Origin of the sequence: Diaphorobacter ruginosibacter, from assembly GCF_014395975.1 — a bacterium.
Lineage (GTDB): Bacteria > Pseudomonadota > Gammaproteobacteria > Burkholderiales > Burkholderiaceae_C > Diaphorobacter_A > Diaphorobacter_A ruginosibacter.
Map to the genome: position 1 here is coordinate 1,646,831 of NZ_CP060714.1, position 24,899 is coordinate 1,671,729.

Below are 24,899 nucleotides of genomic sequence, written 5' to 3' on the forward strand. Positions count from 1 at the left end.
CTCAAGGCCCGCACAAGCAAGGCCCCCAGGTCAAGGCTTCGCGCAGGCCCCGTCCAGACCCACCATGCCGGAGAGCTTCTGCATGCTGGAACGTTCGCTCAGGCATTTCTGATAACGGGCTTCGTCCGCCTGACGCTGTGCGAACTGAACCGCCTCCGCGCGCTTGGCCTGCAGTTCGGCGACGCGCCTGCGGATTTCGGGCATGGCGGCAACGGCGGCTTTCTCGCCTTCCACGATGGCATTGGCGCGCTGGCTGAAATCGGCGGGGCCGATGTCCAGCACCTTGGGGCGAATGGTCACGTCGGCCCGCGCGAGCTCGGCCTGGCCGAGCTTCTGTCCCATGATGGCAATCGACTGGTTCAGCGCCCCCAGCATGTTGCCGGGAGTCGTGCCGCGCGCCTTGTTGGAGATGTCCACGGCAATCACGATGTCCGCACCCAATTGCCGCGCGGCATCCACGGGCACCGGGCTGGTGATGCCGCCATCGACGAAATGGAACTTGCCGATGGCCACCGGCTGGAACACGCCCGGCACGCTGCTGGAGGCGCGCACGGCCTGGCCCGTGTTGCCGACCGAGAACACGGTGCGCTCGCCGTCCTCGAGCCGCGTTGCCACGGACACGAACGGCTTGCCCAGCTTGTTGAGCGGCTTGTTGCGCACCTGCTCGTTCACATAGTCCTCGAGCTTCTGGCCGAGCACCAGGCCGCCGGAGGACAGCTGCAGGTCACGTATCTTGGCCTCGTCGAGCGCCACCGCCTTCTCCTGCAGCTCGAACGCGTTCATGCCGCTGGCATACATCGCGCCGACGACGCTGCCCGCGCTGGTGCCGGAGACGACGGCGGGCGTGAAGCCATTGGCCTCGAGCATCTTGATCACGCCGATATGTGCAAAGCCCTTGGCGGCACCACCCCCGAGGGCGAGGCCGATGCGGACAGGCGCCTCGGTCGTGCTGCCGCCGGTTGCGCCAGCGCTTGCCACTGTGCCGGCCGTGTCCGTCGAACCACTCTTTGCGGGCGGGTTGCTGCCGCAGGCCGTCAGGCCGAGCACCGTCAAGGCGCTCGCGCAGGCCATCAGGAGGCGGGCGGACGAGGTGGTTGATGGGAAGGAGAGGGCGTTGGGGCGCATACGCAGATCAGGGCCTGGCAGGAGCAGACGGTCAGTTCAGGGGGAGGCGGAAACAAGGGCTCCAGGACGAGCGGCTGGAAGTATATCGGCAGGCCGGTAGCTGCTCTGGCGCAAGTGCTTCTTGCGCTCGGCTACATTGAGTCTCCTTTGTCGGCGGGTCCGATACCAAAGCTCGAGGAAACTGCGTGAACACTGTTCCAGCCAATCCGCTGCACGCGCGCGACGTGCGCGCCTTCCTTCCCTCCCGGGATTTCGATGTGTCCAAGCGCTTCTACTGCGCACTGGGCTGCCCCCTGGAGTGGGAGGACGAGGATCTTGCCCTGTTCTCGCTGGCGGACGCGAAATTCTATGTGCAGCGTTTCTACGTGAAGGAGTGGGCCGAGAACAGCATGATGCTCATCTCCGTCGATGACGCTGCCGCGTGCCACGCGCGCGTGGCGGCATTGGTCGAGTCCGGCCTCTACCCCGGTATCCGTGTCGCAGAGCCCCGGCTGGAGGCTCCGCCCTATGACGCTTGGGTCACCTATGCCTGGGACCCCTGCGGAGTGCTGCTGCACCTGGTGCAGTGGAACGCGCGGGCCGGGGGTGAGACGGCCGAGATCGTCAACACGCGCTGAGCCACCGACAGGCAGCCTGCCACCCGGGAAGTTCAGCCTCGTTGCCTGTCTTGCGCCGCCTTCCGGATTCCGCTCAAGGTTCCTGAGGGGGTGATGGCCTCCGGGTCGATGAAGCAGTGAAGAATGCTGGGCAGCCCGCTCGCCCGTGCGCGTGCCAGAGCCGGGGCGAACTCCTCGGTCCTGCGCACGGTCTCGCCATGGCCGCCGAAGGCCTTCGCGTAGGCGGCGAAGTCCGGGTTCTTGAGTTCCGTGCCGCTGACGCGCCCGGGATATTCGCGTTCCTGGTGCATGCGGATGGTGCCGTACATGGCGTTATCCAGGAGGACGACGAGGATGGGCAGTTGGTACTGCAGCGCGGTTGCAAATTCCTGGCCATGCATGAGGAAGTCGCCGTCGCCCGCGAAGATGACGACTTCCCGCTCGGGCCACAGGCGCTTGGCACCCACACCGGCCGGCGGGCCGTAGCCCATGGAGCCGCTGGTGGGGGCGAGCTGGCTGGCATAGGCGGTGAACGGCCAGAAGCGGTGCACCCAGGTGGCGAAGTTGCCAGCGCCGTTGCAGAAGATGGTGTCGGCGGGCAGCACCTCGCGCAGGTGGCCCATGATTTCGCCCATCTGCAGTTCGCCGGGAATCCTGATGCTGGCGGGGTCGCTCCATGCCAGGTACTCGGCATGGGCATCGGCCGTTTGCGAGGCCCACGTCGGTGCAGACGCAGGCTTACCCATGGCGGCCAGCGCGGCAGCCATGGGCTGCGGCGTGGCGTTGATGGCCTGGGCGGCGTGGTAGAGGCGGCCCAGTTCGTTGGCATCGGCATGGATGTGCACCATATCCTGCCGCGGGGTGGGAATGTCGAACAATTCGTAGCTCTGCGAGGCGATCTCGGAGAGACGTCCGCCCAGCACGATGACCAGGTCGCTTGCGCGGATGCGGGCGAGCAGCTTGGGGTTGACGCCCAGTCCCAGGTCGCCGCCGTAGCTCGCGTGGTTGGCGGGGAACAGCATCTGGCGGCGGAATGAGCAGTACACGGGCAACTGCCAGTTCTCCGCAAAGGCCACGAGATGGTCGACCGCCTGCTGGTTCCAGCGCGTGCCGCCGACGATGACCACGGGGCGCTCGGCCTTCTCGAGCCGCGCCTTCAGCTCGGCCAGCGCCTCGGCGCCAGGGGCGGTCTCCGTGACGGCGTAAGGGCGCGCATCGGGCACGGTGACCACGTCCGTCAGCATGTCCTCGGGCAGTGCGATGACCACCGGCCCGGGACGGCCCGAGGTGGCGACGTGGAACGCACGCGAGACGAGTTCCGGAATGCGCGCCGCATCATCGATCTGCACGGTCCACTTGGTCATGGTGCCGAAGACCGCGCCGTAGTCGAGCTCCTGGAATGCCTCGCGCTCCATCATGCCGCGCGCGACCTGGCCGACGAAGACGATCAGCGGGGTCGAGTCCTGGTGCGCGATGTGGATGCCGGCGGATGCATTGGTCGCACCCGGCCCGCGGGTCACGAAGCAGATGCCGGGCTGGCCGGTGAGCTTGCCCTGGGCCTCGGCCATCATCGCTGCTCCGCCTTCCTGGCGGCTGATGGTGACGTCGACATGCGCGTCGTGCAGCGCGTCGAGCGCGGCCAGATAGCTTTCACCGGGGACGCAGAACAGCTGCTTCACGCCGTGCAGCACGAGTTGATCGACGAGTACCTGCCCGCCGGTGCGGGCTCCGGGTTGTGGACTGCGGATAGTGCTGTTTGTCTCCATGGCCTTGTTCTCGGGTTGCTTGTGGATGGAAAGGGAAATCGCCGCTATCGCTATGCACGAGCGGAGGGCGTCGGGCAGATGATGCCCGATGACGGTGCCGTAGCCGCGTGCTCGCAGGCCTCGATGGCATCCTGTCGCCAGAATTCGGTGGCGGCGTAGAAGCCTTCCCACACGCAGCCGTTGCAGCCGCGCCCGCAGCAGGTGTCGGGCTCGGGCGGCGTGCGCCGCAGCGTGACGCCGAGGGCCTGCGCATGGCGTTCCAGGGCCGCGAAGAGCTGTCGCGCCTGAGCCAGCTCGCCAGAGATGCGGATCGCGGCCAGTTGCGGGAGCGAGGCGTTCGCGAGGAATGCGGGTGGGTCTTGCAGGGTCACTTGTTGCGGCGCGAGGGCTTGTTCTTCGAGGTGTTGCGCTCGGCGTTCTGCTCGAGATAGCTCGCGGTCTCGGCATCGAGCTCGCGGCGTTTTTTGAGGCGCACGGCGTATTGCACGAGGAAGGCGATTCCCAGCGCGAGTGCAAACCAGCCGACAATATAGGCTTGGCGCATCAGCTCCTGCACGTCGGGCGAGCGGGAAACATAGGGCGCCAGAAGAATGATGGCGCCAATGAGTGCGCAGATGATGCCTTTGAAAAGCACATCGTTGTCGAGTTTGCGCGACGGTGTTCTGGAGGCTGACATGATCGGGGCGTGCCTGCGGCGCGCGGCAACAGGCAGGATAGGCATGAAAGGCAAAGCCTGATTATCCTTGTCTCCCGGATTTCTCTCTATTCGTGAAAGTACAGTTCCATGGCCATTCAGTGGTTTCCCGGTCATATGCACCTGACGCGCAAGGCGATCGAGGAGCGCATCAAGGACATCGATGTCGTCATCGAGTTGCTGGACGCGCGCCTTCCGGGCTCGAGCGCCAATCCGCTGCTTGCCGAGCTGACCGGCCACAAGCCCACGCTCAAGGTGCTCAACAAGCAGGACCTGGCCGACCCCGGCCGTACCCCGTTGTGGCTCGACTGGTACAACGCCAAGCTGGAGACCCATGCCATCGCGCTCGACGCGTCGGACGCGGCTCCCGCACGCAAGCTGATCGACGGGTGCCGCAAGCTTGCACCCACGCGGCAGGGGCTCTCGCGTCCGATGCGCGTGCTGATCTGCGGTATTCCGAACGTGGGCAAGTCCACGTTGATCAACACGCTGTCCGCCAAGCGCCAGGCGAAGACCGGTGACGAGGCCGGCGTCACCAAGCAGGAGCAGCGCATCGTGCTGGCCGACGATTTCTACCTGTGGGACACGCCCGGCATGCTGTGGCCGCGCATCATCGTTGACCAGAGCGGCGATCGGCTGGCCGCGACGGGCGCCGTGGGCCGCAATGCCTACGACGAGGAAGTCGTCGCGCTCGACCTGCTCGAATACCTCAAGGGGCAGTACGCGGCGCAGCTCGATGCGCGCTACAAGCTCGGCCTTTCGGTGGACGATATCGCGGCGATGCACGACGACGAACTGCTCGAGAGGATTGCCCGCAAGCGCGGGGCGGTGATGTCCGGGGGCAAGCTCAACATGCAGAAGGCCGCGGAGATCGTGCTGACCGACCTGCGCGGCGGTGTGCTGGGCCGGATCTCGCTCGAAACGCCCGCCGAATTCGAGGGCTGGCTGGCCGAAGCTGCAGTGAAGGAAGAGGCCCGCGCGCTCAAGAAGGCCGAGTGGGACAAGCGCAAGGTCCGCAAGGATGCGAGCCGCGCGCGCCGCCGCGAGCAGGAGTAAGCACCCAGGCGTTGCGCGGATTTTTGTGTCAGGATGGCGGCTCCGATCTGGTCCGACTGTCATACCATGCAACACAACAACAGTAGCAGAAGCGCAGATTCGTCCTCCACCGCGAAGGGGCGCATTCCCCTGGCCGACCGTCTGCTGCGCCGGCGCGATGGACACCATGCCCGCGTGACCTACGAAGAGCTGTTCTTCGATCTGGTCTATGTTTTCGCCGTCACGCAGCTCAGCCATCTGCTGCTGCATCACCTTACCTTCACCGGGCTGATCGAGACCCTGATCCTGTGGTTCGGCGTATGGCTGGGCTGGCAGTACAGCTGCTGGTTCACCAACTGGTTCGATCCCGAAACGCCGCATATTCGCAGCGTGCTGTTTGCCTCGGGGTTGCTTGCACTGCTGATGGCCTGCGCGGTGCCGGAGGGATTCGGGGCGCGAGCACTGGTCTTTGCGGCCAGCTACGCGGCGATGCAGGTGGGACGCACGGCCTACGTCGTATGGATACTGGGGCCGGGCCATCCCATGGCGCCGAACTACCGGCGCATGCTGGTCTGGCTGTGTATTTCCGGCGTGCTCTGGATCGCGGGCGGCATGGTGCAGTCGCATGAGCTGCGCATCGTGCTGTGGCTGCTGGCCATTGGCTGCGAGTATTTCTCACCGATGATCGGCTTTGCCTTCCCCGGGATGGGGCACTCATCGACAAGCGAGTGGACCATCGAAGGCGGCCATCTCGCCGAGCGCTGCCAGCTCTTCGTGATCGTCGCGCTGGGTGAGACGCTGGTGGCCACGGGTGCAGCACTCTCCGAGGAAGCGCATTGGGACAATGGCGTGCTGCTGGCGCTGGCCGCCACTTTCATCGGCACGCTGGCGATGTGGTGGCTGTACTTCGGCACGTCGAGCAAGGATGCAAGCTCGGTGATCAGCTCCTCGGATGATCCGGGGCGCATCGGCGCGTACTTCCACTACATCCATGTGATTCTGGTAGCCGGCATCATCGGCAGTGCCGTGGGCAACGACCTCGTGATGGCACACCCCTACAGCATGCTCACCACGGCGCAGGTCGTGACCCTGGTGGGTGGCCCGGCCGTGTACCTGCTGGGCAGCGCCGTCTACAAGCAGGTGGTCTATGGCTGCGTGCCGATGTCGCACATCGTGGGTGCGGTCGCGCTGCTGGCACTGATTCCCGTGGGCTTTGTGGCCAACCTGCTGGTAATGGGGTGGCTGACCACCATCGTGCTGCTCATGGTGAGCTTCTGGGAGCTGCGGGTGCGCAGGCATCCGCGCTCCGGAACGGTTCACCACGGATGAGGATGCGCTGGGCTCGGGCTGCAATGGGCGCCTTGCTCGGCTCCTTGCCTATTTTCTGGAGTCGCTGTTGCTGTTGCTGTTGCCGGACCTGGAGAGAATGACGATCTTTCCTTCCTTCACGTAGCGATCGTATTCATCGCGCGGAATGGCGGTGAGGCCGGCCGTCCTTGCGTCATCCATCCAGCTGAGGGTGACGCTGTCGGGCGAGAAGCTGAGCTCGACCGGCCCCTCGGGGATGGTCATGGGAACGCCTTCCCCTTCACGGTAGGTGACGAGGCCGTGGATGGTTGCATAGGCGGTGGACATGGTGTGTCTCCTGGTGGTGGGGCCAAGATCAGGCACCGGATGAGCCGGGGCGCGGAATTTGCCAACGGGCATGGATCTGCCCCGAGAACCATTGGAAACGCGGAGCGTGTCCCTCGCGTGTCAGACCACGCCGCAAAACGCGAACGTTACGTATGCGCCGGCGCTGCGAACTCCCACGGCATGGACAGCACGCGCTCGTGCCAGTCGCGAAGGTCCGCATGGAGACCCGCCGACGGCTCGCTTCCCTGCAGGGCCAGCCCGCTGCGCAGGTCGAGCCGCTCGCCGCTGATCGGGTGCGGGATCGACAGTCTCCAGGCGTGCAGCCAGAGGCGCTGCAGCCCGAGTCGCTCGGCCCACCACCGATTGAGCGGCCCCTTGCCATGCGTGGCGTCGCCCAGGATCGGATGGGCCACATGCTTGAGGTGGCGCCTGATCTGATGGCGTCGCCCGGTGTGCGGCGTCGCATGCACCAGCGAGGTGCGGGTGGTTGCGAACCGGGGATCGAGCGAGCCGGCGATCTCCAGCCGTGCCACGCAGCGCAGGTGCGTGCGCGCATCCTGCACCGGCGCATCGGGCGGGGCATCGTCGGGGCGCAGCGCATGGTCCACCTCGCACTCCCACGGGGCCCAACCCCGTACGAGGGCCAGGTATTCCTTGTGCGCATCATGTTGCTGGAAGGACTGTGCCAGCGCGCGGGCCGCAATGGAATGCAGGCCCATCACCAGCACGCCGCAGGTTCCCTTGTCGAGCCGATGCACCGGATACACATGCTGGCCCAGCTGGTCGCGCAGCGCCTGCATCACGAAGCGCGTTTCGCCCGCGTCCAGCCCGGTTCTGTGCACGAGCCAGCCGGCGGGCTTGTGGACGGCCACCATGTGCTCGTCCCGCCAGAGCAGCGTGAGCGGGGGATGGTAGTGGCCGAAGGGCGGAGCGGAATCGAGGGGCTGGGAGTGCATGGGCGAACAGGGGGCGCGACACGAAGTGCCACATAGAGTGGGACACTGAGTCCAATGGGAGAGCATAGCCTGTGAATGAAAGACAATGGCACGCATGAACACAACGACAACCCGTGCTGCGTCGCAAGCCTCCCTGTCCATCCTTCCGCTGTCCCTGCTGGTAAAGGCCGAGCGGGACGATCCTTCACCGCTCGTCCTGTACCACGGCCGCTGTGCCGACGGTTTCTCGGCCGCCTGGGCCGCTTGGCAGTTCTACGGGGGCAACGTGGAGTGCGTGGGCCTGACGCACGGCCAGGTGAAATCGCTGCAGGATCTGCCGCCGCTCGAGGGCCGCGCAGTCTACATTCTCGACTTCTCGTTCGCTGCCGACATCCTTTCCCAGATCGACGAGCGCGCCGCCAGGCTGGTGCTGCTCGATCATCACATCAGCGCGCAACGCGAGCTGGGGGACTATCGCTGCCGCTGCGGCGTGGTGCATTTCGACATGAACAAGTCGGGAGCGCGGCTGGCGTGGGAATTCTTCCACGGTGACGCACCCGTGCCCGACCTGATCCGCTTTGTGGAAGACCGCGACCTCTGGCGCTGGCAGTATCCGCAGACACGCGGGTTCGTGTCGGCGCTCGACATGGAACCCTTCGAGCTTGCCCGTTGGCAGGAGATCGCCAGCTTCACGCCCGAGCAGTTGGCGGCCTTCATTGCGCGCGGCGACGCGATGGACGAGAAATTCCGCAACCTGGCCGCCGATATCGCCCGCGACGCACGGCCCCTCTGCTTCAACGGCGAGCAGGGCGTGATGGTGAATGCCCCGGGTGCCTTCCACAGCCTGGTCGGTGACCTGCTCTCGCGCGAGAGCGGAACCTTTGCACTGATGTGGCAGGTGGGGTCCGAAGGACAGATCAAGGCGGGGCTGCGTTCACAGCGAGGCTATGACTGCTCTCCGCTGGCCGTGAGCATGGGCGGCGGAGGGCATGCGCAGGCATGTGGATTTCGCATGGCCGCCTCCCGTTTGCCGGAGCTGCTGGGCGGAACGTTCAAGGCCTGAGAGCGTGATTGTCGTTTCTGTGCGGGAGCCCGCGGAGCGTTCCCGTACCGCGAGGCGCTGCTACAGATCCTCGGGGCGCGCCGCCTCATCGAACTTGCCCACGTTGCGCAGCGTCGGGAAGATCCTCGACCACAGGCCCACGACCACGAGGGTGCAGGCGCCGCCCAGCACGGCAGCGGGCACGGCGCCCAGCCACGCGGCACTGGTGCCGGCGCGGAACTCGCCAAGTTCGTTGGATGAACCGATGAACAGCATGTTCACCGCGTTCACGCGGCCACGCATATGGTCCGGCGTGGAGAACTGCACCAGCGCGCCGCGGATGTAGACGCTCACCATGTCCGCGGCTCCCGCAATCATCAGGGCGGTGAAGGACACGGCGAAGATGCTCGAGAGCGAGAACACCAGGTTGGCCAGGCCGAAGACGGCCACGGCGATGAACATGGTCCGACCCACGCGTTGGTTGAAGGGGCGCACGCTCAGGTACAGGCCCGCGCTGACCTCCCCGATGGCCATGGCGCTGCGCAACGCCCCCAGCCCCTGCGGCCCCACGTGCAGCACTTCATGCGCATAGATCGGCAGCAGCGCGACCACGCCCCCCAGAAGAACGGCGAACAGGTCGAGCGAGATGGTGCCCAGGATGATCGGACGGGTGCGGATGAAGCGGATGCCCGCGCCAAAGCGCTCCAGCATGGTGCCGTTGGTGGGGCTGGGTGCTCCGGCCTGCTGGACAGGCACCTGCCAGACCAGCAGAACCGTGCCCAGCAGCAGGCAGGCGAAGCAGACCGCGTAGGTGAGCTCGCCGCCACCCATTGCATACAGGACCCCGCCGAGGAAAGGGCCGCCGATCGAGGCGGCCCGCATGATCATGCTGTTGGCCGCGATGGCCTGTGCCAGCTGTTCGCGGGGCACGATCTGCGGCAGCAGGCTCTGGAGGGCCGGGCCCGAGAACGCGCGGGTGCAGCCGAACAGCACCAGCACGGCGTAGATGCCACCAACACCGGCTGCGCCATGGCCGGAGAGCCACCACAGCAGTGCGCTGCAAAAGGCCCCCAGCGCCCAGCTGACGGCCAGGATCGGCTTGCGTGCGAACCGGTCGATCAGGTCGCCCGCCGGCAGGAGCAGCACCAGCATCGGCAGGAACTGGGCCAGTCCCACATAGGCCAGCGCCATGGGTGAGCGGGTGAGGTCATAGACCTGCCAGGCGACGACCACGGCCTGCACCTGCGTGGCAAAGACTGCGAGCAGGCGTGACGCCATGAAGGCGATGAAACCCTTGTGCCGGTATACGTTGGATCGTTCGCTGGGGCCTGTGGCGGAAGACGGTGAAGCGGGTGGAGGCACTTGGAAAATTCGGTGACTGGATAGTTATGTGTTGTTTTGAGTGCGCCGAGGCCTGCGCGGCGCTGGTGAAACCGGCCCGCCAGGCCCGCACACAACCCGATGCGAGCAGTGGAATGCTACATCTGCAGGCGCCATTGTGCAGAGCGCCGGGCCAGTGCAATCAGTGCAGCCAGGGTCATTGGTTCAGTAGCGGTGCGCTGCCGGTCGATGGATCTCGTAGGGGGTTCCGTAGCGCTTGCGATAGTCCCAGGGAGCCATCGGGCGCTGCTGCACCCACAGGCCCGCGTGGGTGCGCTGTGCCATCGACTGCAAGGGCTGCAGCGCTTGCCTGGCGTGGGCATCACGGGTGCTCAGCCATGCGAGGCCCGAGCGCAGTTGATCTGCGGAGGCATCCGTTCCATCGCACTGCAGCGAAGCCACCATGCGCCCGTACATGTCGAGCGCGGCAGGCGTGATTTGCGCGCGGCGGTGCAGGCACAGCCGCGCCAGCCGGGCTTTCGACTCAGGCCCATACGTCTGATGCAGTTCGGGCGCATCGATGTGGGCCACACGTATCCGGACAATCCGTGAAGCCTCCGGGCCTTCGCAGCGGGCCAGTACGCTGTCGCCGTCGCTCACGTGGAAAATCAGGCAGACAAGGGCGGCGGCGATGAGGGGCATGCGGTGCTTCGATGAGGTGGAGTGCGCTCACTCTATGCACATGGGCCGCTGCAAGATTGCCGTGCAGCAAGAAATGCTCCGATGCGCCTGCACCTCCAAACGAAAACTCTCACCGCAAGCGTCGCGACTCCACCCACCCCGGTATTCCATGAAAACACAGAAAAAAGGCCGGGGCGATGCCCGGCCTTGCCTCGGTTGCGGAGATCGTGGGAGATCAGCGAACGCGCTCCGACTCGACGATCATGTCGAGCACATAGGCATGCGATGGCGCGTCGGCCGGCAGGACGCCGTTCTTGGCCATCGAGTAGCGGTTGACGCGCAGCACGTTGCGAATACCGGGCTCGAAGTTATAGCCCTCGATCGAGCCCTGCATGATGCGCCATTCGCCGGTCACGCGCTTGATGCCCTTGGAGTCGAAAGCGATGTCGCGTACCTTGAGGCACTTGGCGTCACGCATCAGGGGATGGTTGCATGCCACCTTCTCGGGTGCCACTTCCAGGAACATGCGCTCGCCTGCCGAGCCATAGCGGGTTTCCGGCGTGGGCGAGCCCATGAGCTCCCAGCGGACGCCGTCCGAGAAGGTCAGCAGCATGCGGATCGGCTCGCCGTTGGCAGCTGGAAATACCTCGAAGCGCTGCGCCAGCGGCAACTGCAGCGTGACCTTGCGTTCCTGCACCATCTTGGCCTCGTCCACGCAGGCGCGCATGGTGGAGACAGGGCGGGTCATCTCGATCTTGTCGAGGTTGGTCGTATAGCCTGCGCTCACCAGGTTGCACAGGTTCTGCACGCCGACCTGGCCGTTGCGGAACTGCAGTACCGGGGATTCCTTGTCGGCGATGAGCCAGCCATTGAGCATCTGATTGTCCGGGCCTGTCACCTTCACGACGGACCACAGATACTGCGGGAGCAACTGGGCGGCGCTGGCCTGGGGCGCGGCAGGTTGTGCGGTCACGGGAGGAACGGGGGCCTGGGTCGAAGGTGTGCTCACGGGGGCAGGTTGTTGAGTTTTGGACGCGTCAGGCGCGGCACATGCCGTCAACACGGCAGCCGCGGCTGCAATGGATGCCAGTTGCAGAAGGCGTGGCATGGAGCGTGCGGGCAGGCGGGCGGATGTTTTCATGAAGGGTCCTGTTCAAAAACGATGGCGAATACCTTAACGGCAATTTCGCGGGCTGCATGTCGGAGAAGGCGTCTTTTTGGGGCACCAGCTCCCGCATACGGGGTTGGATTTGTCAAAATTCGTCAATTTCAGGCGGCAATGAACAAGGCCGGGTCCACCATGGTGCGGTTGAGCATGACCCCCCAGTGAAGGTGAGGGCCCGTCACCCGGCCTGTGGCGCCCACCTTGCAGAAGTGTGCGCCGGTCTTGAGCTCGTCACCCACCCTGCAGTCGACCTTGCTCAGGTGGCAGTACATGGTGAGCAGGCCGCCGCCGTGGTCGAGCCAGACGGTGCCGCCGTTGAAGAAATAGTCTCCCACATCGATCACGCGGCCGGGCATGGGTGCGGCCACCGGGGTACCCGTGGGTGACGCGATGTCCATGCCGCTGTGCGGATTGCGGGGCTGGCCGTTGAAGACCCTGCGCAGACCGAACGAGCTCGAGCGGCGCCCCGCAACGGGCACGCGCATCAGCAGGGCGTTCATGTCGGGCGTGTGCGGCGAGAAGGTGGTCATCACATTCTGCAGATGATCGCGTTCACGTTCGTACCGGGCGTTGTCCTCGGGTGAAAGATCGACAGTCTTGGGAGACACCTTGAGGCGCTGCTCGGTGTACTTCTTGTCGCGCACCTGGTATTCGAGGGCGCGCGTGCCCTTGTCCGTCTGCACGCTCACCTGGTGCTCGCCCAGCGGTGCGGCCAGCGGAATGCCGACCACGGCGGTCCATTCGATCACATCTCCCAGCACCAGCACTTCAGAGTCGCCCGTCATCACCCGGGGGCGTTGCGGCGACGGCCCGAGCGAGAGGCGCGCAACGCCTCCCGGAACGCGGCTGTCGCGCGGCCATGCGGCCATGTCATGGTGGGCTCCAGCTTCCTGCGTGTGCACGGAAGAGGCGGTGGATGAGTTGCGCTGCGCGGCCCAGGCGCCGGGAAACGCCAGCGTCGTCAATGCGGCGCCGGAGAGCGCCTGCAGCATGTTGCGTCGTTGGCGGGACGTGATGAGATGGTCTGCAGTCATGAAGGTATGTGGTTCGGAGGCGGTTGGATCGCGTCGATGGTCAAACGTTCACATTGGAACATGAGGACGTGTTCGCATCGATCGCGTCACATCACGTCAGACGGGACGTGGGCCGCCGCGGATCGGCAGGGGCCGAAGGAGATCAGTTCTCGCGCCGCTCGCCGCGATCGCGCCGATCATTGCCGTGCGGCATGGCGCCTTGCCCGGCAGCCGCTCGTGCCTGCGCCTGCGCTTGCTGCATGCGCTGCTGCTGTTGTTGCATTTGCTGCTGCTGGCGCTCCTGCTGCTGACGCTGCATTTCGGCGGCGCGCTGCTGAAGCATGGCCTGCTGCTGTTGCTGTTGTTGAAAGGCCTGCTGCTGCGCGCGCTGCTGCTCCTGCAGCATGCGCTGCTGGTCGGCCTGGGCTCGGGCCTGCTGCTGGCGCGCCAGTTCCTGCATCTGTCGTTGCTGCTGTTCCTGCGCCGCCTGCTGCTGTGCCTGCTGGCGGGCCTGCTGTTCCTGGCGTTGCAGATCCTGCTGCTGGCGCATCTGCTGCTCCTGCATGCGCTGCTGATTCACAAAGGCCGCCTGTTGTTGGCGCGCATGCTCCTGCATCTGGCGCTGTTGCTGCTCCTGTGCTGCCTGTTGCTGTGCCTGCTGGCGGGCCTGTTGTTCCCGATGTTGCAGATCCTGCTGTTGGCGCATCTGCTCCTCGCGCATGCGCTGCTGATTGGCGAAGGCGGCCTGCTGCTGCGCCTGTTCCTGGGCTTGAGCTTCTCGCCGGTGCTGCATGTCCTGGTCGCGCTGCACTCGTTCCTGCTGCTGCGCCTGCCATTGTCGCTGTTGCTGCTCCTGCTGCTCGCGCAGGCGCTGGCGCTCGGCTTGCGCACGATCCTGATCCTGCTGCTGGCGCGCCTGATCGCGCACCTGGTCGCGGATCGCGCGCTGGTGCTGTTCCTGGGCCACCTGCTGCTGGGCGATCAGTGCGGCCTGCTGCTGTCGCCATTGCTCGGCGTCGGGTCGTTGGGGAAGCGGGGGACGTTCAGGCCTTGGGGGACGCGGATGGTTGCCGTGTTCGCCATCGGCGCCGGGTGGCCGTGGCATGTAGGGCCGGTCGTTGTAGACAATGGTCGGCAAGGGGCGGGGCGCAGGCGCAGCGTCCCTGTCATGCCTGTGCTCGCGCCGGCGGCCCCAGCGCATGTCCCAGGCATTCCAGCCCCAGGGGCGGCGCTCGATGGTTTGCTGGATGATCACGGCGGAGCCAAAGCCGAGGAGCCCCGCAGCCACGGGTGCGGCGGCATATTGGTAGCCGTCATAGACCGGCATCGGGGTGCCGTAGACCACGGCTGGGTCATATCGCGGCACATAGACGACGCCGGGATCGGGCTCGGAGATCTGGATGTACTCCTGCGGCGCGGGAATGACGGGGCCGGCCACCATGGCCATCGGCGCGCTCTCGGCGGAACTGCCACTTTCGGCCCAGGAGGCGTTCTCGGGAGCATTCTCGGCCACCGTCACCTTGATCTGCCTGGAGTTCTTGAGCGATCCGGCCTTGTTGGCCCGAATGCGCATCTCCTGGATGGCGTTCAGGACGTCCGCCGGGGCGTTGTAGTACGCCTTTCCCAATGCCGTGGTCCAGGGGATGTTGGAGGCCATCTGTTCGAGCACGTTCGGAAACAGCGTGAGCGATTTGATCGACGGGTCCCAGGGCTGGGCATGGGCCGCCTGGGCCAGGGCATCGTTCTTGAGGCCCGGGTTCTGAGCCAGCCACACCTCCGCGGATGCAACCTGGTCGGGGTGGGTGGCCCCGGCCAGTATCTGCGCCACGAGCCTGTCGGGGTACAGCGCGATGGGCGCGACCATCTTGTAGAGAACATCGGCAGACGGCGCGGTGTAGGCCGCCGGCATCGGCGCGGCAACCTCTGCCGTGGCTGCTGTAGCAGGAGTGGAGGCTGCGGGAGATGAGCCCGAGGTCTGCGGGGTCTTGCCGGCCTCGTCATTGCAGGCCGCGAGCAGCGCGGCCACCGTGATCGCGGCGGCACCCAGGGCGAAGCCGTGGCGCCGGTCTCCATGCCGGTCCTGCCTTGCGGATGCCGCTGCCGGGATATCGGTCACCTTCATGATGCATTCCTTGTCAGGGACAGGAGCGGCGGATCGCACCGCCGCTTTGGGACTGCCATGACTCTTCAACGCCGCACGCATGGGCCCGTTGACGCCCGCCTGCAGGGAACGACCTGTCTGACCGCTGTTTATGGTTTCAAGGATGCGGGGAGTGAGAACAGATGTTGCAGGGGTATCGCCCGTGTAAAGCCGCATGCAGGGTGCGCACTTCCAATGCTGCGGGCGCAAAAAAAGCAGATCGATCCCGGGATCGATCTGCTTGCTGCGCTGTCAGGTCCTGCGGCAGCGGCGGGCTTACTTGCCCCAGCTGTCCTTCAGCCCCGTGGCGCGGTTGAACACGGGCTTGTCGGCGCTGTGGTCCTTGCGGTCGGCCACGAAGTAGCCGAAGCGCTCGAACTGGAACTTGTCGTCCGGCCGGGCGGCCTTGAGCGAGGGCTCCACATAGGCGGTCACGGTCTTGAGGCTGTCCGGGTTCATCAGCGCCAGATAGTCCTTGCCGCCCGCATCGGGCTGCGGATCGGTGAACAGGCGGTCATAGAGGCGCACCTCGGCCTCGATGCCATCCTGCACACCCACCCAGGTGATGGCTGCCTTCACCTTGACGCTGTCCGCTCCGGGCGTGCCGCTCTTGGTATCGGGCACGACGGTGGCGAGCACCTTGGTGATGTTGCCCTCGGCATCCTTCTCGGCCCCGGTGCACTCGATCACGTAGCCGCCCTTCAGGCGCACCTTGTTGCCGGGGAACAGGCGTTTGTAGCCCTTGGGCGGCACTTCTGCGAAATCCTCGCGCTCGATCCAGACCTCGCGGCCGATCGTGAAATGGCGCTCTGGAACCGCCTCGCCGTCGGCTGCGTGGGGCAGGGCGGGCAGGCTGCAGGGCTCCACGTGGTCGGCCGAGCCGAACACTTCGGCCCAGTTGGTGAGTTCCAGCTTGAGCGGGTCGAGCACCACCATCGCACGGTGCGCCTTGTTCTCCAGGTCTTCGCGCAGGCACCCTTCGAGCGTGGAGTAGTCGATCCACGCATAGTCCTTGGTCACGCCGATGCGCTCGCAGAAGTTGCGGATCGACTCCGGCGTGTAGCCGCGGCGGCGCAGGCCCACGATGGTGGGCATGCGGGGGTCGTCCCAGCCGGCGAGCAGGCCGCTGTCCACCAGGTGCTTGAGCTTGCGCTTGCTGGTGATGACGTACGTGAGGTGCAGGCGCGAGAACTCGTACTGGCGCGGCTGCGGCGCGGCGATCAGGCCGCCTTCGCGCAGGTGATCGAGCAGCCAGTCGTAGAACGGACGCTGGTCCTCGAATTCAAGCGTGCAGATCGAGTGCGTGATGTGCTCAAGCGCATCCTCGATCGGGTGCGCAAAGGTGTACATCGGGTAGATGCACCACGTGTTGCCGGTATTGTGGTGTTCGGCATGGCGCACGCGATAGATCGCCGGATCGCGCAGGTTGATGTTGGGCGACGCCATGTCGATCTTGGCACGCAGCACGGCGGCACCGTCGGGGAGCTTGCCGTCCTTCATCTCGGCAAAGCGCGCGAGGTTCTCCGCCACGCTGCGGTCGCGGAAGGGGCTGTTCACGCCCGGGCGGCCAAAGTCGCCGCGGTTGGCTTTCATGTCTTCGGCGGACTGCTCGTCCACATAGGCCACGCCTTGCTCGATCAGGTACACCGCGGCGCGGTACATGAAGTCGAAGTAGTTGCTCGCGAAGTACAGGTTCTCGTGGCCGTCCGGGTCCTTCCAGTCGAAGCCCAGCCACTTCACCGCATCGATGATGCTGTCGACGTACTCCTGGTCTTCCTTCTCCGGGTTGGTGTCGTCAAAGCGCAGGTGGCACACGCCGTCGAAGTCCCTCGCGAGGCCGAAGTTCAGGCAGATGGACTTGGCATGGCCTACGTGCAGGTAGCCGTTCGGCTCGGGCGGAAAGCGGGTGCGGATCTTTGCAGGGTCCACGATACCCTGCTGGTGGTGCGTTGCATCGCCAGGGTTGCCGCCCCAGTGGCGCTGGGCGTACGTGCCCTTGTCCAGGTCGGACTCGATGATGTTGCGCAGGAAGTTGGTCGGCTTGACGACTTCGGCTGCGGCGGTGTTGTCTTTGTTGGTGTGAGGGGTGCTCATGTTGCCGATTTTAAGGCTTGGGGTAATCCCGTGGTCTGCATCTGCCAAGCCCGTGATCTTGCCATCAATATGGGGTGTCGCGGCAGACGGTTTTTCCGCTCTGAGACAATGGAGGGTTATGAGTGCCCCCACCACAAACCAAGAAATCAGCGAAATCGACGCGCAGACCGCGTCGTTGCCCGCCGGCCGCACCGATCTGCCGCCCGGCTGGCTGGAAGTCACGTCCATGGATATGGATGCGCAGGGCGTCGCGCGCAAGCCCGACGGCAAGGTCGTGTTCATCGATGGCGCGCTCCCCGGCGAGATCGTCACCGCCAACGTGCACCGCAAGAAGAACAACTGGGAGGCTGCAAGCCTCACGGAGATCCACCACGAGTCTTCGCAGCGCGTGCGCCCCGGCTGCCCCCATTTCGGCCTGCACTCGGGTGCCTGCGGCGGCTGCAAGATGCAGCATCTGCACGTCGCTGCGCAGGTGGCGATCAAGCAGCGTGTGCTGGAGGACAACCTCTGGCATCTCGGCAAGGTCAAGGCCGAAACCATCTACCGCCCGATCGAAGGCCCGGCCTGGGGCTACCGCTTCCGCGCGCGCCTGTCGGTGCGCTACGTGCCGAAAAAGGACAAGGTGCTGGTCGGCTTTCACGAGCGCAAGAGCCGCTACATCGCCGACATGGAAACCTGCAAGATCCTGCCGCCGCATGTCGATGCGATGCTGATGCCCCTGCGCGCGCTCATCGGCTCGATGGATTCGCGCGATACCAGCCCGCAGATCGAGCTGGCCTGCGGCGACGAAGTGACGGCGCTGGTGCTGCGTCACCTGCAGCCCCTGTCGGACGCCGACAAGACCCGCCTGCGCGACTTTGCCGCGCAATACGACGTTCAGTGGTGGCTGCAGCCCAAGGGCCCCGACACCGTGCACCTGCTGGACGAAGGCGGCAAGCAGTTGGCCTACGCGCTGCCCGATTTCGGCATCGACATGCCGTTCAAGCCCACCGATTTCACCCAGGTGAATCCGCACATCAATCGCGTGCTCGTCACACGCGCGCTGCGCCTTCTGGACGCGCAGAAAACTGAGCGCGTGATCGACTGGTTCTGCGGCCTTGGCAACTTCACGCTGCCGATCGCCACGCAGGCGCGGGAGGTGCTTGGCATCGAAGGCAGCGAGGCGCTGGTCGCCCGCTCGCGCGAGAATCTGGTGAAGAACCAGTCCGCACGCGCGCAGGGAAGCGAACTGGCCCCGACAAGCTTTGTCGCCCGCAACCTGTTCGAGATGACCCCGGAGATGCTGTTCGCCGACGGCAATGCCGACAAGTGGCTGGTCGATCCGCCGCGCGAAGGCGCGTTTGCCCTGGCCAAGGCGCTGGCGGACATCCACCAGGCACGCATCGGAGCGGAAGATGCCCCCGTGCTGCCCGAGTCGGGCAAGAACTGGCAGCCGCCCCGGCGCATCGTCTACGTGAGCTGCAATCCCGCCACGCTGGCGCGCGATGCGGGCCTTCTCGTGCACCAGGCGGGCTACCGCTGCGTGGCGGCCGGCGTGGTCAACATGTTCCCGCACACGGCGCATGTGGAAAGCATGGCGGTATTCGAGCTGGCCTGATGGCGTGTGTCTGATGGACAAAAGAAAACGGCCTCCACGGAGGCCGTTTTTCATGAGCTCGCTGCAAGGGGCAGGGCCCATGCCAGAGCCACCGCGCGAAGCGCCTCAGGGGGACAAAACATCGAGCGCCCTCAAAAACCGGCGCGCCCTATGCGAGGGCAGCCGTGCAAGGGCCGCCCCGCCGCACTGGCTGCGTCCCCCTTCCCGGAGCGACGCAGTCGCGCAGAGAGAAGGGGGAAGGCGCAAAGCGCCTCAGGGGGATGCTCTTAATCAATCTCTTTCGCCGCCGAAGATGCCCAGCAGCGCCAGCAGGCTCTGGAACACGTTGAAGATGTCCAGGTACAGCGCAAGAGTGGCGCTGATGTAGTTGGTCTCGCCGCCGTCGATGATCTGCTTGAGGTCATACAGCATGTAGGCGCTGAAGATGCCGATCGCCGCCACCGAGATCGCCATCATGCCCGCGGACGAACCGACGAACACGTTGATGATCGAGCCGATGAACAGCACCAGCACGCCCACGAAGAGGAACTTGCCCATGCCCGACAGGTCGCGCTTGATCACCGTGGCGAGCGACGCCATCACGAAGAACACGCCTGCGGTGCCGGCGAAGGCGGTCATGATCAGCTCGGAGCCGTTCTTGAAGCCCAGCACCATGGCGATCAGGCGCGAGAGCATCAGGCCCATGAAGAACGTGAACCCCAGCAGGACCGGCACGCCGGCGGCGGAGTTCTTGGTCTTCTCGATGGCGAACATGAAGCCGAACGCGCCCGCGAGGAACACGATCATGCCGATGCCGCCACGCAGCGATTGGGTGATGCCAGTGGCCACCCCGATCCAGGCACCCAGCACCGTGGGTACCAGGCTCAGTGCAAGCAGCCAATAGGTATTGCGCAACACCTTGTTGCGTTGCTCCTGCGACAGCACCTGGGTAGTGGAACCCCAGTTGGTGACTTCTGGATTCATGTGTGATTTTCTCCTGTGACCCTGCACGACGCAGGAAACTAAATTCTAGGTGGGGCTTACCACGAAGGTTTGCAATACCCACGTGCGATCCCGTACTTTTTGGGTTGGAATCTTTTGCTCCTACCCGGGTATCCTGAACCTCGCAAGCCCTGTATGCTCGCGGGATCCACATCACCCTGAACATAAGCACCCGCGTGGCTGCACATTCGTTCACCAACCCATTCGAATCATGAAGACAACCTCCGTTCTCGAACTCTCCGACATCAAGAAGATCGCAGCCGCTGCAGAAGCCGAAGCCGTGAAGAACAGCTGGAACGTGGCTATCGCCATCGTGGACAACGGCGGCCACCTGCTGTGGCTGCAGCGCCTGGACGGCACGGCTCCCATCTCCTCGCACATCAGCCACTCGAAGGCCCGCACGGCCGCGCTGGGCTGCCGTGAAAGCCGACTGTACGAAGAGATGATCAACGGTGGCCGCACTTCGTTCCTGAGCGCGCCTGAAATCGACGGCCTGCTCGAAGGCGGCGTGCCGATCATGAAGGATGGCCAGTGCCTTGGCGCGGTCGGCGTGAGCGGCGTGAAGTCCACCGAGGACGCACAGATCGCCAAGGCAGGCATCGCTGCACTGGGTCTGTGATCCCACGCCCTCGAGCATTTGATTTGAGCTGTTGAAGGCGAGCGGGCGAGATCCCGCCTGCCATGCTGGCAGCCCATAAAAAACCGGCGCAGTCCTTGGGGCTGCGCCGGTTTTTTGTTGGGAGTGCAACAGGGGTTGATTGGGGCTGGTTGAGGATCAGGGGACTGATCCGGCATCGTGGGGCAGTGTTTTCGGATGAAAAAAAAGCCTGGCTAATGGAGCGGACTCGGTGGCTGGCAAATACGACCTTCGGACCGGAGTTAGGTCCTGGAGTCGCCCCACGATGAAACTTCGAAAATTCTGGTGGCTGGCAGCGCCGATCACTTGGTCAGGATCAGCTTGCCCAGCTTGGTGGCCTGCAGCCGGTACAGCACGCCGTTGTGCGCGATGGTGACCACCTTGTGGCCCTGCAGCAGGCTGCGGCTGTCGAGCGAATTGATCTCGGCCGCGGTGTCGAACGCGTCACCCGGCTTGCCGACACCACGCGTCGAACGCTGCGAACCAAAGGAGGCATTGGTTGCGCCGAACAGGGCGTTGCCGGCTGGAGCAGTCATTGTTGCGGACATCGGTGTGTTCTCCGTGCGTTGTTGATGTGTGAATGATAACCGTTCTCATTTGTTCGTCAAGCAAAATCGCAAGAAAAATGTGAGATTTTTTTATGTGCAGCGGAAACGTCGCGCATAGAAAGAAAGGTTCGTCACGAATTGCCGAAGATGGCAATGAGGTTTTCAGAACCACTGCCCGTGCAGCGCGCGCCCCGCATGAACCGTTCGCCCCAATGCTGAGATGGCCCAAGAGACGCGACGCAAAGGCGCAGACAGTACAAGCATACGGCAAGCCTTTGCAACAAAGTATGAGGGGCCATATCAGCACCCCAAAACGAAGACTCTCACCGCGAGCACCGCGCCTATTCGTCATGCGACACCATCCAACCACGGTATTCCACGAAGAGCAAAAAGAAAACCCGGCTTGAAGGCCGGGTATCTCTATGGGAGGGCTGGATCGTCGAGGCTATTTGGTCGGATCCGTGACAAAACCAATCTTCTTGACCCCCGCGCGCTGTGCGGCTGCCATGGCCTGCGCCACGCGTTCGTAGCGCACGTTCTTGTCGCCGCGGATGTGCAGGTCGGGCTGTGGATCCTTCTTGGCCTCCGCAGCGAGTCGCGGCTCGAGCTCGTCGTCGCCGATATCGAGTTCGTTCCAGTGGTACTTGCCGTCCTCGGTGACTGACAGCCGGATGGTTTCCGGCTTGATCACCTCTTCCGTGTTCGAGGCGCGAGGCAGGTCCACGGGCACGGCGTGCTTGATCACCGGAACGGTGATGATGAAGATGATGAGCAGCACCAGCATGACGTCCACCAGTGGCGTCATGTTGATTTCGTTCATCACCTCATCGGATTCGTCCTGGGTACCGAATGCCATGGTGGATCAACCCTTCTTGATGGGCAGGACCTTGCCGGATTCGCTGTGCGTCGCCACGCGGGCGCCGGTCACGAAATAGGCATGCAGGTCGTGCGCGAAGCTGTTCAGGCCGTTGAGGATCGACTTGTTGCCGCGCACCAGCGCGTTGTAGCCGAGGACGGCAGGGATGGCGACAGCCAGGCCCAGCGCAGTCATGATCAGCGCCTCGCCGATAGGGCCGGCCACCTTGTCGATGGTGGACTGGCCCGAGGTGCCGATGGCCACCAGCGCGTGGTAGATACCCCAGACCGTGCCGAACAGGCCGATGAACGGCGCGGTCGAGCCGACGGATGCGAGGATGGCAAGGCCCGATTGCAGGCGGGCGGTGAACTCGTCGATGCAATTGCGCAGGCAGCGCGTGACCCAGTCGCTTACGTCGAGGGAGTCGTGCAGGTGGGCCTGCGTATTGCGGTGGTGGGCGGTGGCTTCGCGGCCCTCAAGGGCCAGGATGCGGAAGGGATTGCTGGGGTCGCTGCCCAGCTTGGTCATGCCGGCGGCGAAGTCCTCGCTGTGCCAGAAGTCGCGCGCCGTGCGGGCGTTCTTTTTCAGGCGCAGGATGTCGAGGGCCTTGATGATGATGACGATCCAGGATGCGAGCGACATGGCGAGCAGAAGGACGGCGACGGCGCGGGTGACGAAGTCACCTTGTATCCAGACGTTGGCGATGCCAAATTGGGAATTCATGAAAACTCCTGCGAAGAAATTTATTGTTGGAGAACGAAATTGACGGGCACCAGATATTCCATGGCTTCGACAACGCCATTGCGCTTGCCTGGCACGAATTTCCAGCGTTTGACGGTGTCTAGCGCGGCCTGATCGAGACGATCGAAGCCGCTGGACTTGGCGATTTCCACGCGCTCGGGCAGGCCCTGCACGTTGATGAGGACACGCAGTGTCACCTTGCCTTGCTCACCCAGGCGCCGGCTGGCCGACGGGAAGGCAGGCTTGGGGTTGTTCAGGTAGGCAGCATTGCTGGAGGGCAGCTCGATGTGTGGCGCAGCCGGAGGTGCTGGCGGCGCGGGCGCCGGGCTTGGGGGTGCAGGTACTGGAGCGGGCGGTGCAGGTGGCGCGGGCGGCGTCGGCTCCAGTGCACCAACGGGCGCATTGGGCGCGGGTGCCGGATCGTTGATCGCAAGCGGCATGGGTGCCGGGGTCGGCTTGGGCTGCACGGGCTTCGGCTTTGGAGGCGGCGCCGGTGCCGGTTTGGGCGGTGGAGGCTTGGGTGTCGGGGGGCGGGAGGCGTGGGACGCGGAGCAGGGGCCGGAGCCGGTGGCGAGATGAACTCGCTCATCAACTGCGCGGGGATGATGACTTCCGGTGGTGTGGTGTGGTTGGCCATGCCGGCCTGCACTGCCCAGAGGCCGGCGATATGCAGCACCACCACGGAACCCGCGACCACCGCATTGCGACCGACGCGAGCCGGGGGGTCTTTTTGATCGATCTGGGACATAGGAAAGGCCGCCGATGGCGCTTGGTTGAAACTTCAAGCGCCTTCAGCAGCCAGAAATTCGAAAATTGATTATTTGCGCAGAACCCACCAAACCGAGCCTACGACAAGAATCAAGCTGCCTGCGAATGAAGTGATGAATTCCATGCTTTGCTCTCGGTGATGGAGTTGGCAAGCTGGATCGTCTTCGGCGCAGATTCGTTGTGAAGCGCAGCAACGGGGCCGCTCGCACAGCATTGGGACACCACGTCGCGTGCGCACTGCTCGCAGCGGCCGCATTGGGTGGCGACTCCCAGCTCGAACTGAATTTCGTCGAAGCTCATGCCCGCGTGCGCATGGCGTGCGATTTCGCGGTCTGATACTCGACGGCAAACACAAACGATCATGATGCAAAGAGGCCTGGCTGGCTGGTTGAAGAACTGAAGCGAATTATAAATGCGAATTCATCGCATTTGCAATCTTTATCGCTTTCATCGTGCAGGGCTATTGCGATGGCCCGTTTGGGACGAAAAAAAACCGACTGAGCAGGAGTCGGTCGGTTTCTTTCCGGTGCGTGCCAGCCGGGAGGGCCGGGTGCATCGAGAGAGGTTGCTTACTTGACGTGCTTGCCGATCAGGCCGGCCATCTCGAACATGGAGACTTGGGGCTTGCCGAACACTTCCTTGAGCTTGGCGTCCGCATTGATCATGCGCTTGTTGGCGGCGTCCTGCAGGTTGTGCTGCTTGATGTAGGCCCACAGCTTGCTGATGATCTCGGTACGTGGCAGCGGTGCGGCACCCACCACGGCTGCGAGAGCAGGGCTGGGGGTCAGGGGCTTCATGAATGCCGCGTTGGGTGTGCGCTTCTTAGCGGGAGCTGCCTTGTCGGTGGACTTGGATGCAGTTGCCATATTGGATTTCCCTTGTTCGGAGTAGTGAAAGACGACGCCAGCGAGCACCTGCTGCGTCACTGGCTGCATTGATGCTAATGGGAAAAAAACCTGATTCCAAGGCGAGGAAACGATTTTTTGCCTTGATTTGTTTCCGCAGGTTCTGATAGTCAAATTCTTATGGAACCAATGAATTCACGGGCAGGGCTTCAATGCTGCACTGCATCGTAACGAGGCATCGGGTACGGCTGTCACTGTGCCGGGCTCGCAACGGAGAGCTGTGATGTGAATGTTTTACTGGCAATAGTCAGCGCAAGACACTGATTTGCTGGCGATTCTGGCGATGTGCCCAGGTAAGCGCGTACCGCATCAACGAAAGATAGGGGGTAAGGCGCGGGGAGTGGGTTTCAGTTGGAAGTCAATTTCATGACAGCAGTGTTTTGCAAAATGAAACCGCCGAGGGGGTCTTGCCCCTGAGAGGGTTTCGCATTTTGTTACAAGCGTCTTCGGCGCAAAGGCGCAACAAAGCTCGTTTTCGAGGGCTGCCAGGGCGAAGTCGAGGGGAGGAAGCAGGTGGTTGCCAAGTATGGACATGTGTTCTGCCAGGAGCAGGAGAGCAGATTCCGTACGTAATTCGTGGCAAAGTGATACGCAGGGCGTCTATGCGGCGGTAGTTCGCGGAGCC

The 24,899-nt window shown here is 64.3% G+C and carries 24 protein-coding genes and 1 pseudogene; 6 read left to right on the forward strand and 19 right to left on the reverse strand.

What is annotated here, in order from left to right:
* Window positions 1-30 precede the first annotated feature (30 nt).
* Entirely contained in the window at window positions 31-1,071 is a 1,041-nt protein-coding gene (locus H9K76_RS07490; protein WP_187600511.1) for a patatin-like phospholipase family protein, read from the reverse strand.
* A 239-nt stretch (window positions 1,072-1,310) separates the two neighbouring features.
* On the opposite strand from H9K76_RS07490, the gene H9K76_RS07495 reads away from it, so the two are divergent.
* On the forward strand, window positions 1,311-1,742 hold the full coding sequence (locus H9K76_RS07495; protein ID WP_246475373.1) for a VOC family protein: 432 nt from the start codon (window positions 1,311-1,313) through the stop codon (window positions 1,740-1,742).
* Between the two features lie 32 nt (window positions 1,743-1,774).
* Here H9K76_RS07495 and H9K76_RS07500 read toward each other — a convergent pair whose 3' ends face one another.
* From H9K76_RS07500 to H9K76_RS07510, 3 genes are read right to left on the reverse strand one after another with little or no spacing between them, the layout of a single operon-like run.
* On the reverse strand, window positions 1,775-3,487 hold the full coding sequence (locus H9K76_RS07500; protein WP_187599222.1) for a thiamine pyrophosphate-binding protein: 1,713 nt from the start codon (window positions 3,485-3,487) through the stop codon (window positions 1,775-1,777).
* Window positions 3,488-3,537: 50 nt separating this feature from the next.
* A complete protein-coding gene (locus H9K76_RS07505) occupies window positions 3,538-3,858 on the reverse strand; it encodes an oxidoreductase-like domain-containing protein (protein ID WP_343066319.1) in 321 nt (106 codons plus the stop codon).
* Window positions 3,855-4,163: a DUF308 domain-containing protein gene (locus H9K76_RS07510; protein ID WP_343066320.1), complete on the reverse strand. Its 309-nt coding sequence runs from the start codon at window positions 4,161-4,163 to the stop codon at window positions 3,855-3,857. The genes H9K76_RS07505 and H9K76_RS07510 overlap by 4 nt, the downstream gene beginning before the upstream one ends.
* A 108-nt stretch (window positions 4,164-4,271) precedes the next feature.
* On the opposite strand from H9K76_RS07510, the gene ylqF reads away from it, so the two are divergent.
* Together ylqF and H9K76_RS07520 are read left to right on the forward strand one after the other, a co-directional pair.
* Window positions 4,272-5,237 (forward strand): ribosome biogenesis GTPase YlqF, encoded by a 966-nt coding sequence (ylqF, locus tag H9K76_RS07515; RefSeq protein WP_187599224.1) that lies wholly within the window; start codon window positions 4,272-4,274, stop codon window positions 5,235-5,237.
* Between the two features lie 66 nt (window positions 5,238-5,303).
* Window positions 5,304-6,545: a low temperature requirement protein A gene (locus H9K76_RS07520; protein WP_187599225.1), complete on the forward strand. Its 1,242-nt coding sequence runs from the start codon at window positions 5,304-5,306 to the stop codon at window positions 6,543-6,545.
* Between the two features lie 48 nt (window positions 6,546-6,593).
* Here H9K76_RS07520 and H9K76_RS07525 read toward each other — a convergent pair whose 3' ends face one another.
* Together H9K76_RS07525 and H9K76_RS07530 are read right to left on the reverse strand one after the other, a co-directional pair.
* Window positions 6,594-6,851, reverse strand: a complete 258-nt coding sequence (locus H9K76_RS07525) for a hypothetical protein (RefSeq protein WP_187599227.1) — start codon at window positions 6,849-6,851, stop codon at window positions 6,594-6,596.
* A gap of 146 nt (window positions 6,852-6,997) precedes the next feature.
* A complete protein-coding gene (locus H9K76_RS07530; RefSeq protein ID WP_187599229.1) occupies window positions 6,998-7,807 on the reverse strand; it encodes a pseudouridine synthase in 810 nt (269 codons plus the stop codon).
* Between the two features lie 94 nt (window positions 7,808-7,901).
* Between H9K76_RS07530 and H9K76_RS07535 the strand changes: the two genes are divergently transcribed.
* Window positions 7,902-8,849 (forward strand): DHH family phosphoesterase, encoded by a 948-nt coding sequence (locus tag H9K76_RS07535; RefSeq protein WP_187599231.1) that lies wholly within the window; start codon window positions 7,902-7,904, stop codon window positions 8,847-8,849.
* 60 nt (window positions 8,850-8,909) lie between these two features.
* Here H9K76_RS07535 and H9K76_RS07540 read toward each other — a convergent pair whose 3' ends face one another.
* From H9K76_RS07540 to H9K76_RS07565, 6 genes are all read right to left on the reverse strand, one after another.
* Window positions 8,910-10,106 (reverse strand): MFS transporter, encoded by a 1,197-nt coding sequence (locus H9K76_RS07540; RefSeq protein ID WP_246475375.1) that lies wholly within the window; start codon window positions 10,104-10,106, stop codon window positions 8,910-8,912.
* Between the two features lie 267 nt (window positions 10,107-10,373).
* Window positions 10,374-10,850: a thermonuclease family protein gene (locus H9K76_RS07545; RefSeq protein ID WP_187599235.1), complete on the reverse strand. Its 477-nt coding sequence runs from the start codon at window positions 10,848-10,850 to the stop codon at window positions 10,374-10,376.
* Between the two features lie 214 nt (window positions 10,851-11,064).
* Complete coding sequence (locus tag H9K76_RS07550) at window positions 11,065-11,970, reverse strand: DUF4377 domain-containing protein (RefSeq protein ID WP_187599236.1); 906 nt, start codon at window positions 11,968-11,970, stop codon at window positions 11,065-11,067.
* Window positions 11,971-12,098: 128 nt separating this feature from the next.
* Complete coding sequence (locus tag H9K76_RS07555) at window positions 12,099-13,028, reverse strand: M23 family metallopeptidase (protein ID WP_187599238.1); 930 nt, start codon at window positions 13,026-13,028, stop codon at window positions 12,099-12,101.
* Window positions 13,029-13,170: 142 nt separating this feature from the next.
* Window positions 13,171-15,129 carry a DUF3300 domain-containing protein gene (locus tag H9K76_RS07560; protein WP_187599240.1) on the reverse strand — a complete coding sequence of 653 codons (1,959 nt, stop codon included), beginning with the start codon at window positions 15,127-15,129 and terminating at the stop codon, window positions 13,171-13,173.
* 294 nt (window positions 15,130-15,423) lie between these two features.
* Complete coding sequence (locus tag H9K76_RS07565) at window positions 15,424-17,241, reverse strand: glutamine--tRNA ligase/YqeY domain fusion protein (RefSeq protein WP_187599242.1); 1,818 nt, start codon at window positions 17,239-17,241, stop codon at window positions 15,424-15,426.
* A gap of 118 nt (window positions 17,242-17,359) precedes the next feature.
* Here H9K76_RS07565 and rlmD point away from each other — a divergent pair, with 118 nt between their 5' ends.
* On the forward strand, window positions 17,360-18,838 hold the full coding sequence (rlmD, locus tag H9K76_RS07570; protein WP_187599244.1) for a 23S rRNA (uracil(1939)-C(5))-methyltransferase RlmD: 1,479 nt from the start codon (window positions 17,360-17,362) through the stop codon (window positions 18,836-18,838).
* 270 nt (window positions 18,839-19,108) lie between these two features.
* Here the strand turns inward: rlmD and H9K76_RS07575 are convergent, their stop codons facing one another.
* Window positions 19,109-19,801 carry a Bax inhibitor-1/YccA family protein gene (locus H9K76_RS07575; protein ID WP_187599246.1) on the reverse strand — a complete coding sequence of 231 codons (693 nt, stop codon included), beginning with the start codon at window positions 19,799-19,801 and terminating at the stop codon, window positions 19,109-19,111.
* 229 nt (window positions 19,802-20,030) lie between these two features.
* Between H9K76_RS07575 and H9K76_RS07580 the strand changes: the two genes are divergently transcribed.
* A complete protein-coding gene (locus H9K76_RS07580) occupies window positions 20,031-20,438 on the forward strand; it encodes a GlcG/HbpS family heme-binding protein (RefSeq protein WP_187599248.1) in 408 nt (135 codons plus the stop codon).
* 320 nt (window positions 20,439-20,758) lie between these two features.
* Here the strand turns inward: H9K76_RS07580 and hemP are convergent, their stop codons facing one another.
* The 6 genes and pseudogenes from hemP to H9K76_RS07610 form a co-directional block, all read right to left on the reverse strand.
* Complete coding sequence (hemP, locus tag H9K76_RS07585) at window positions 20,759-21,004, reverse strand: hemin uptake protein HemP (RefSeq protein ID WP_187599250.1); 246 nt, start codon at window positions 21,002-21,004, stop codon at window positions 20,759-20,761.
* A gap of 445 nt (window positions 21,005-21,449) precedes the next feature.
* A complete protein-coding gene (locus H9K76_RS07590; protein WP_187599252.1) occupies window positions 21,450-21,860 on the reverse strand; it encodes an ExbD/TolR family protein in 411 nt (136 codons plus the stop codon).
* 6 nt (window positions 21,861-21,866) lie between these two features.
* Window positions 21,867-22,583 (reverse strand): MotA/TolQ/ExbB proton channel family protein, encoded by a 717-nt coding sequence (locus tag H9K76_RS07595; protein WP_187599254.1) that lies wholly within the window; start codon window positions 22,581-22,583, stop codon window positions 21,867-21,869.
* 20 nt (window positions 22,584-22,603) lie between these two features.
* Window positions 22,604-23,349 (reverse strand): annotated as a pseudogene (locus H9K76_RS07600) (energy transducer TonB).
* A 110-nt stretch (window positions 23,350-23,459) separates the two neighbouring features.
* Complete coding sequence (locus tag H9K76_RS07605; protein ID WP_187599255.1) at window positions 23,460-23,732, reverse strand: (2Fe-2S)-binding protein; 273 nt, start codon at window positions 23,730-23,732, stop codon at window positions 23,460-23,462.
* A 206-nt stretch (window positions 23,733-23,938) separates the two neighbouring features.
* Window positions 23,939-24,235 carry an SWIB/MDM2 domain-containing protein gene (locus H9K76_RS07610; RefSeq protein WP_187599257.1) on the reverse strand — a complete coding sequence of 99 codons (297 nt, stop codon included), beginning with the start codon at window positions 24,233-24,235 and terminating at the stop codon, window positions 23,939-23,941.
* Window positions 24,236-24,899: the final 664 nt, after the last annotated feature.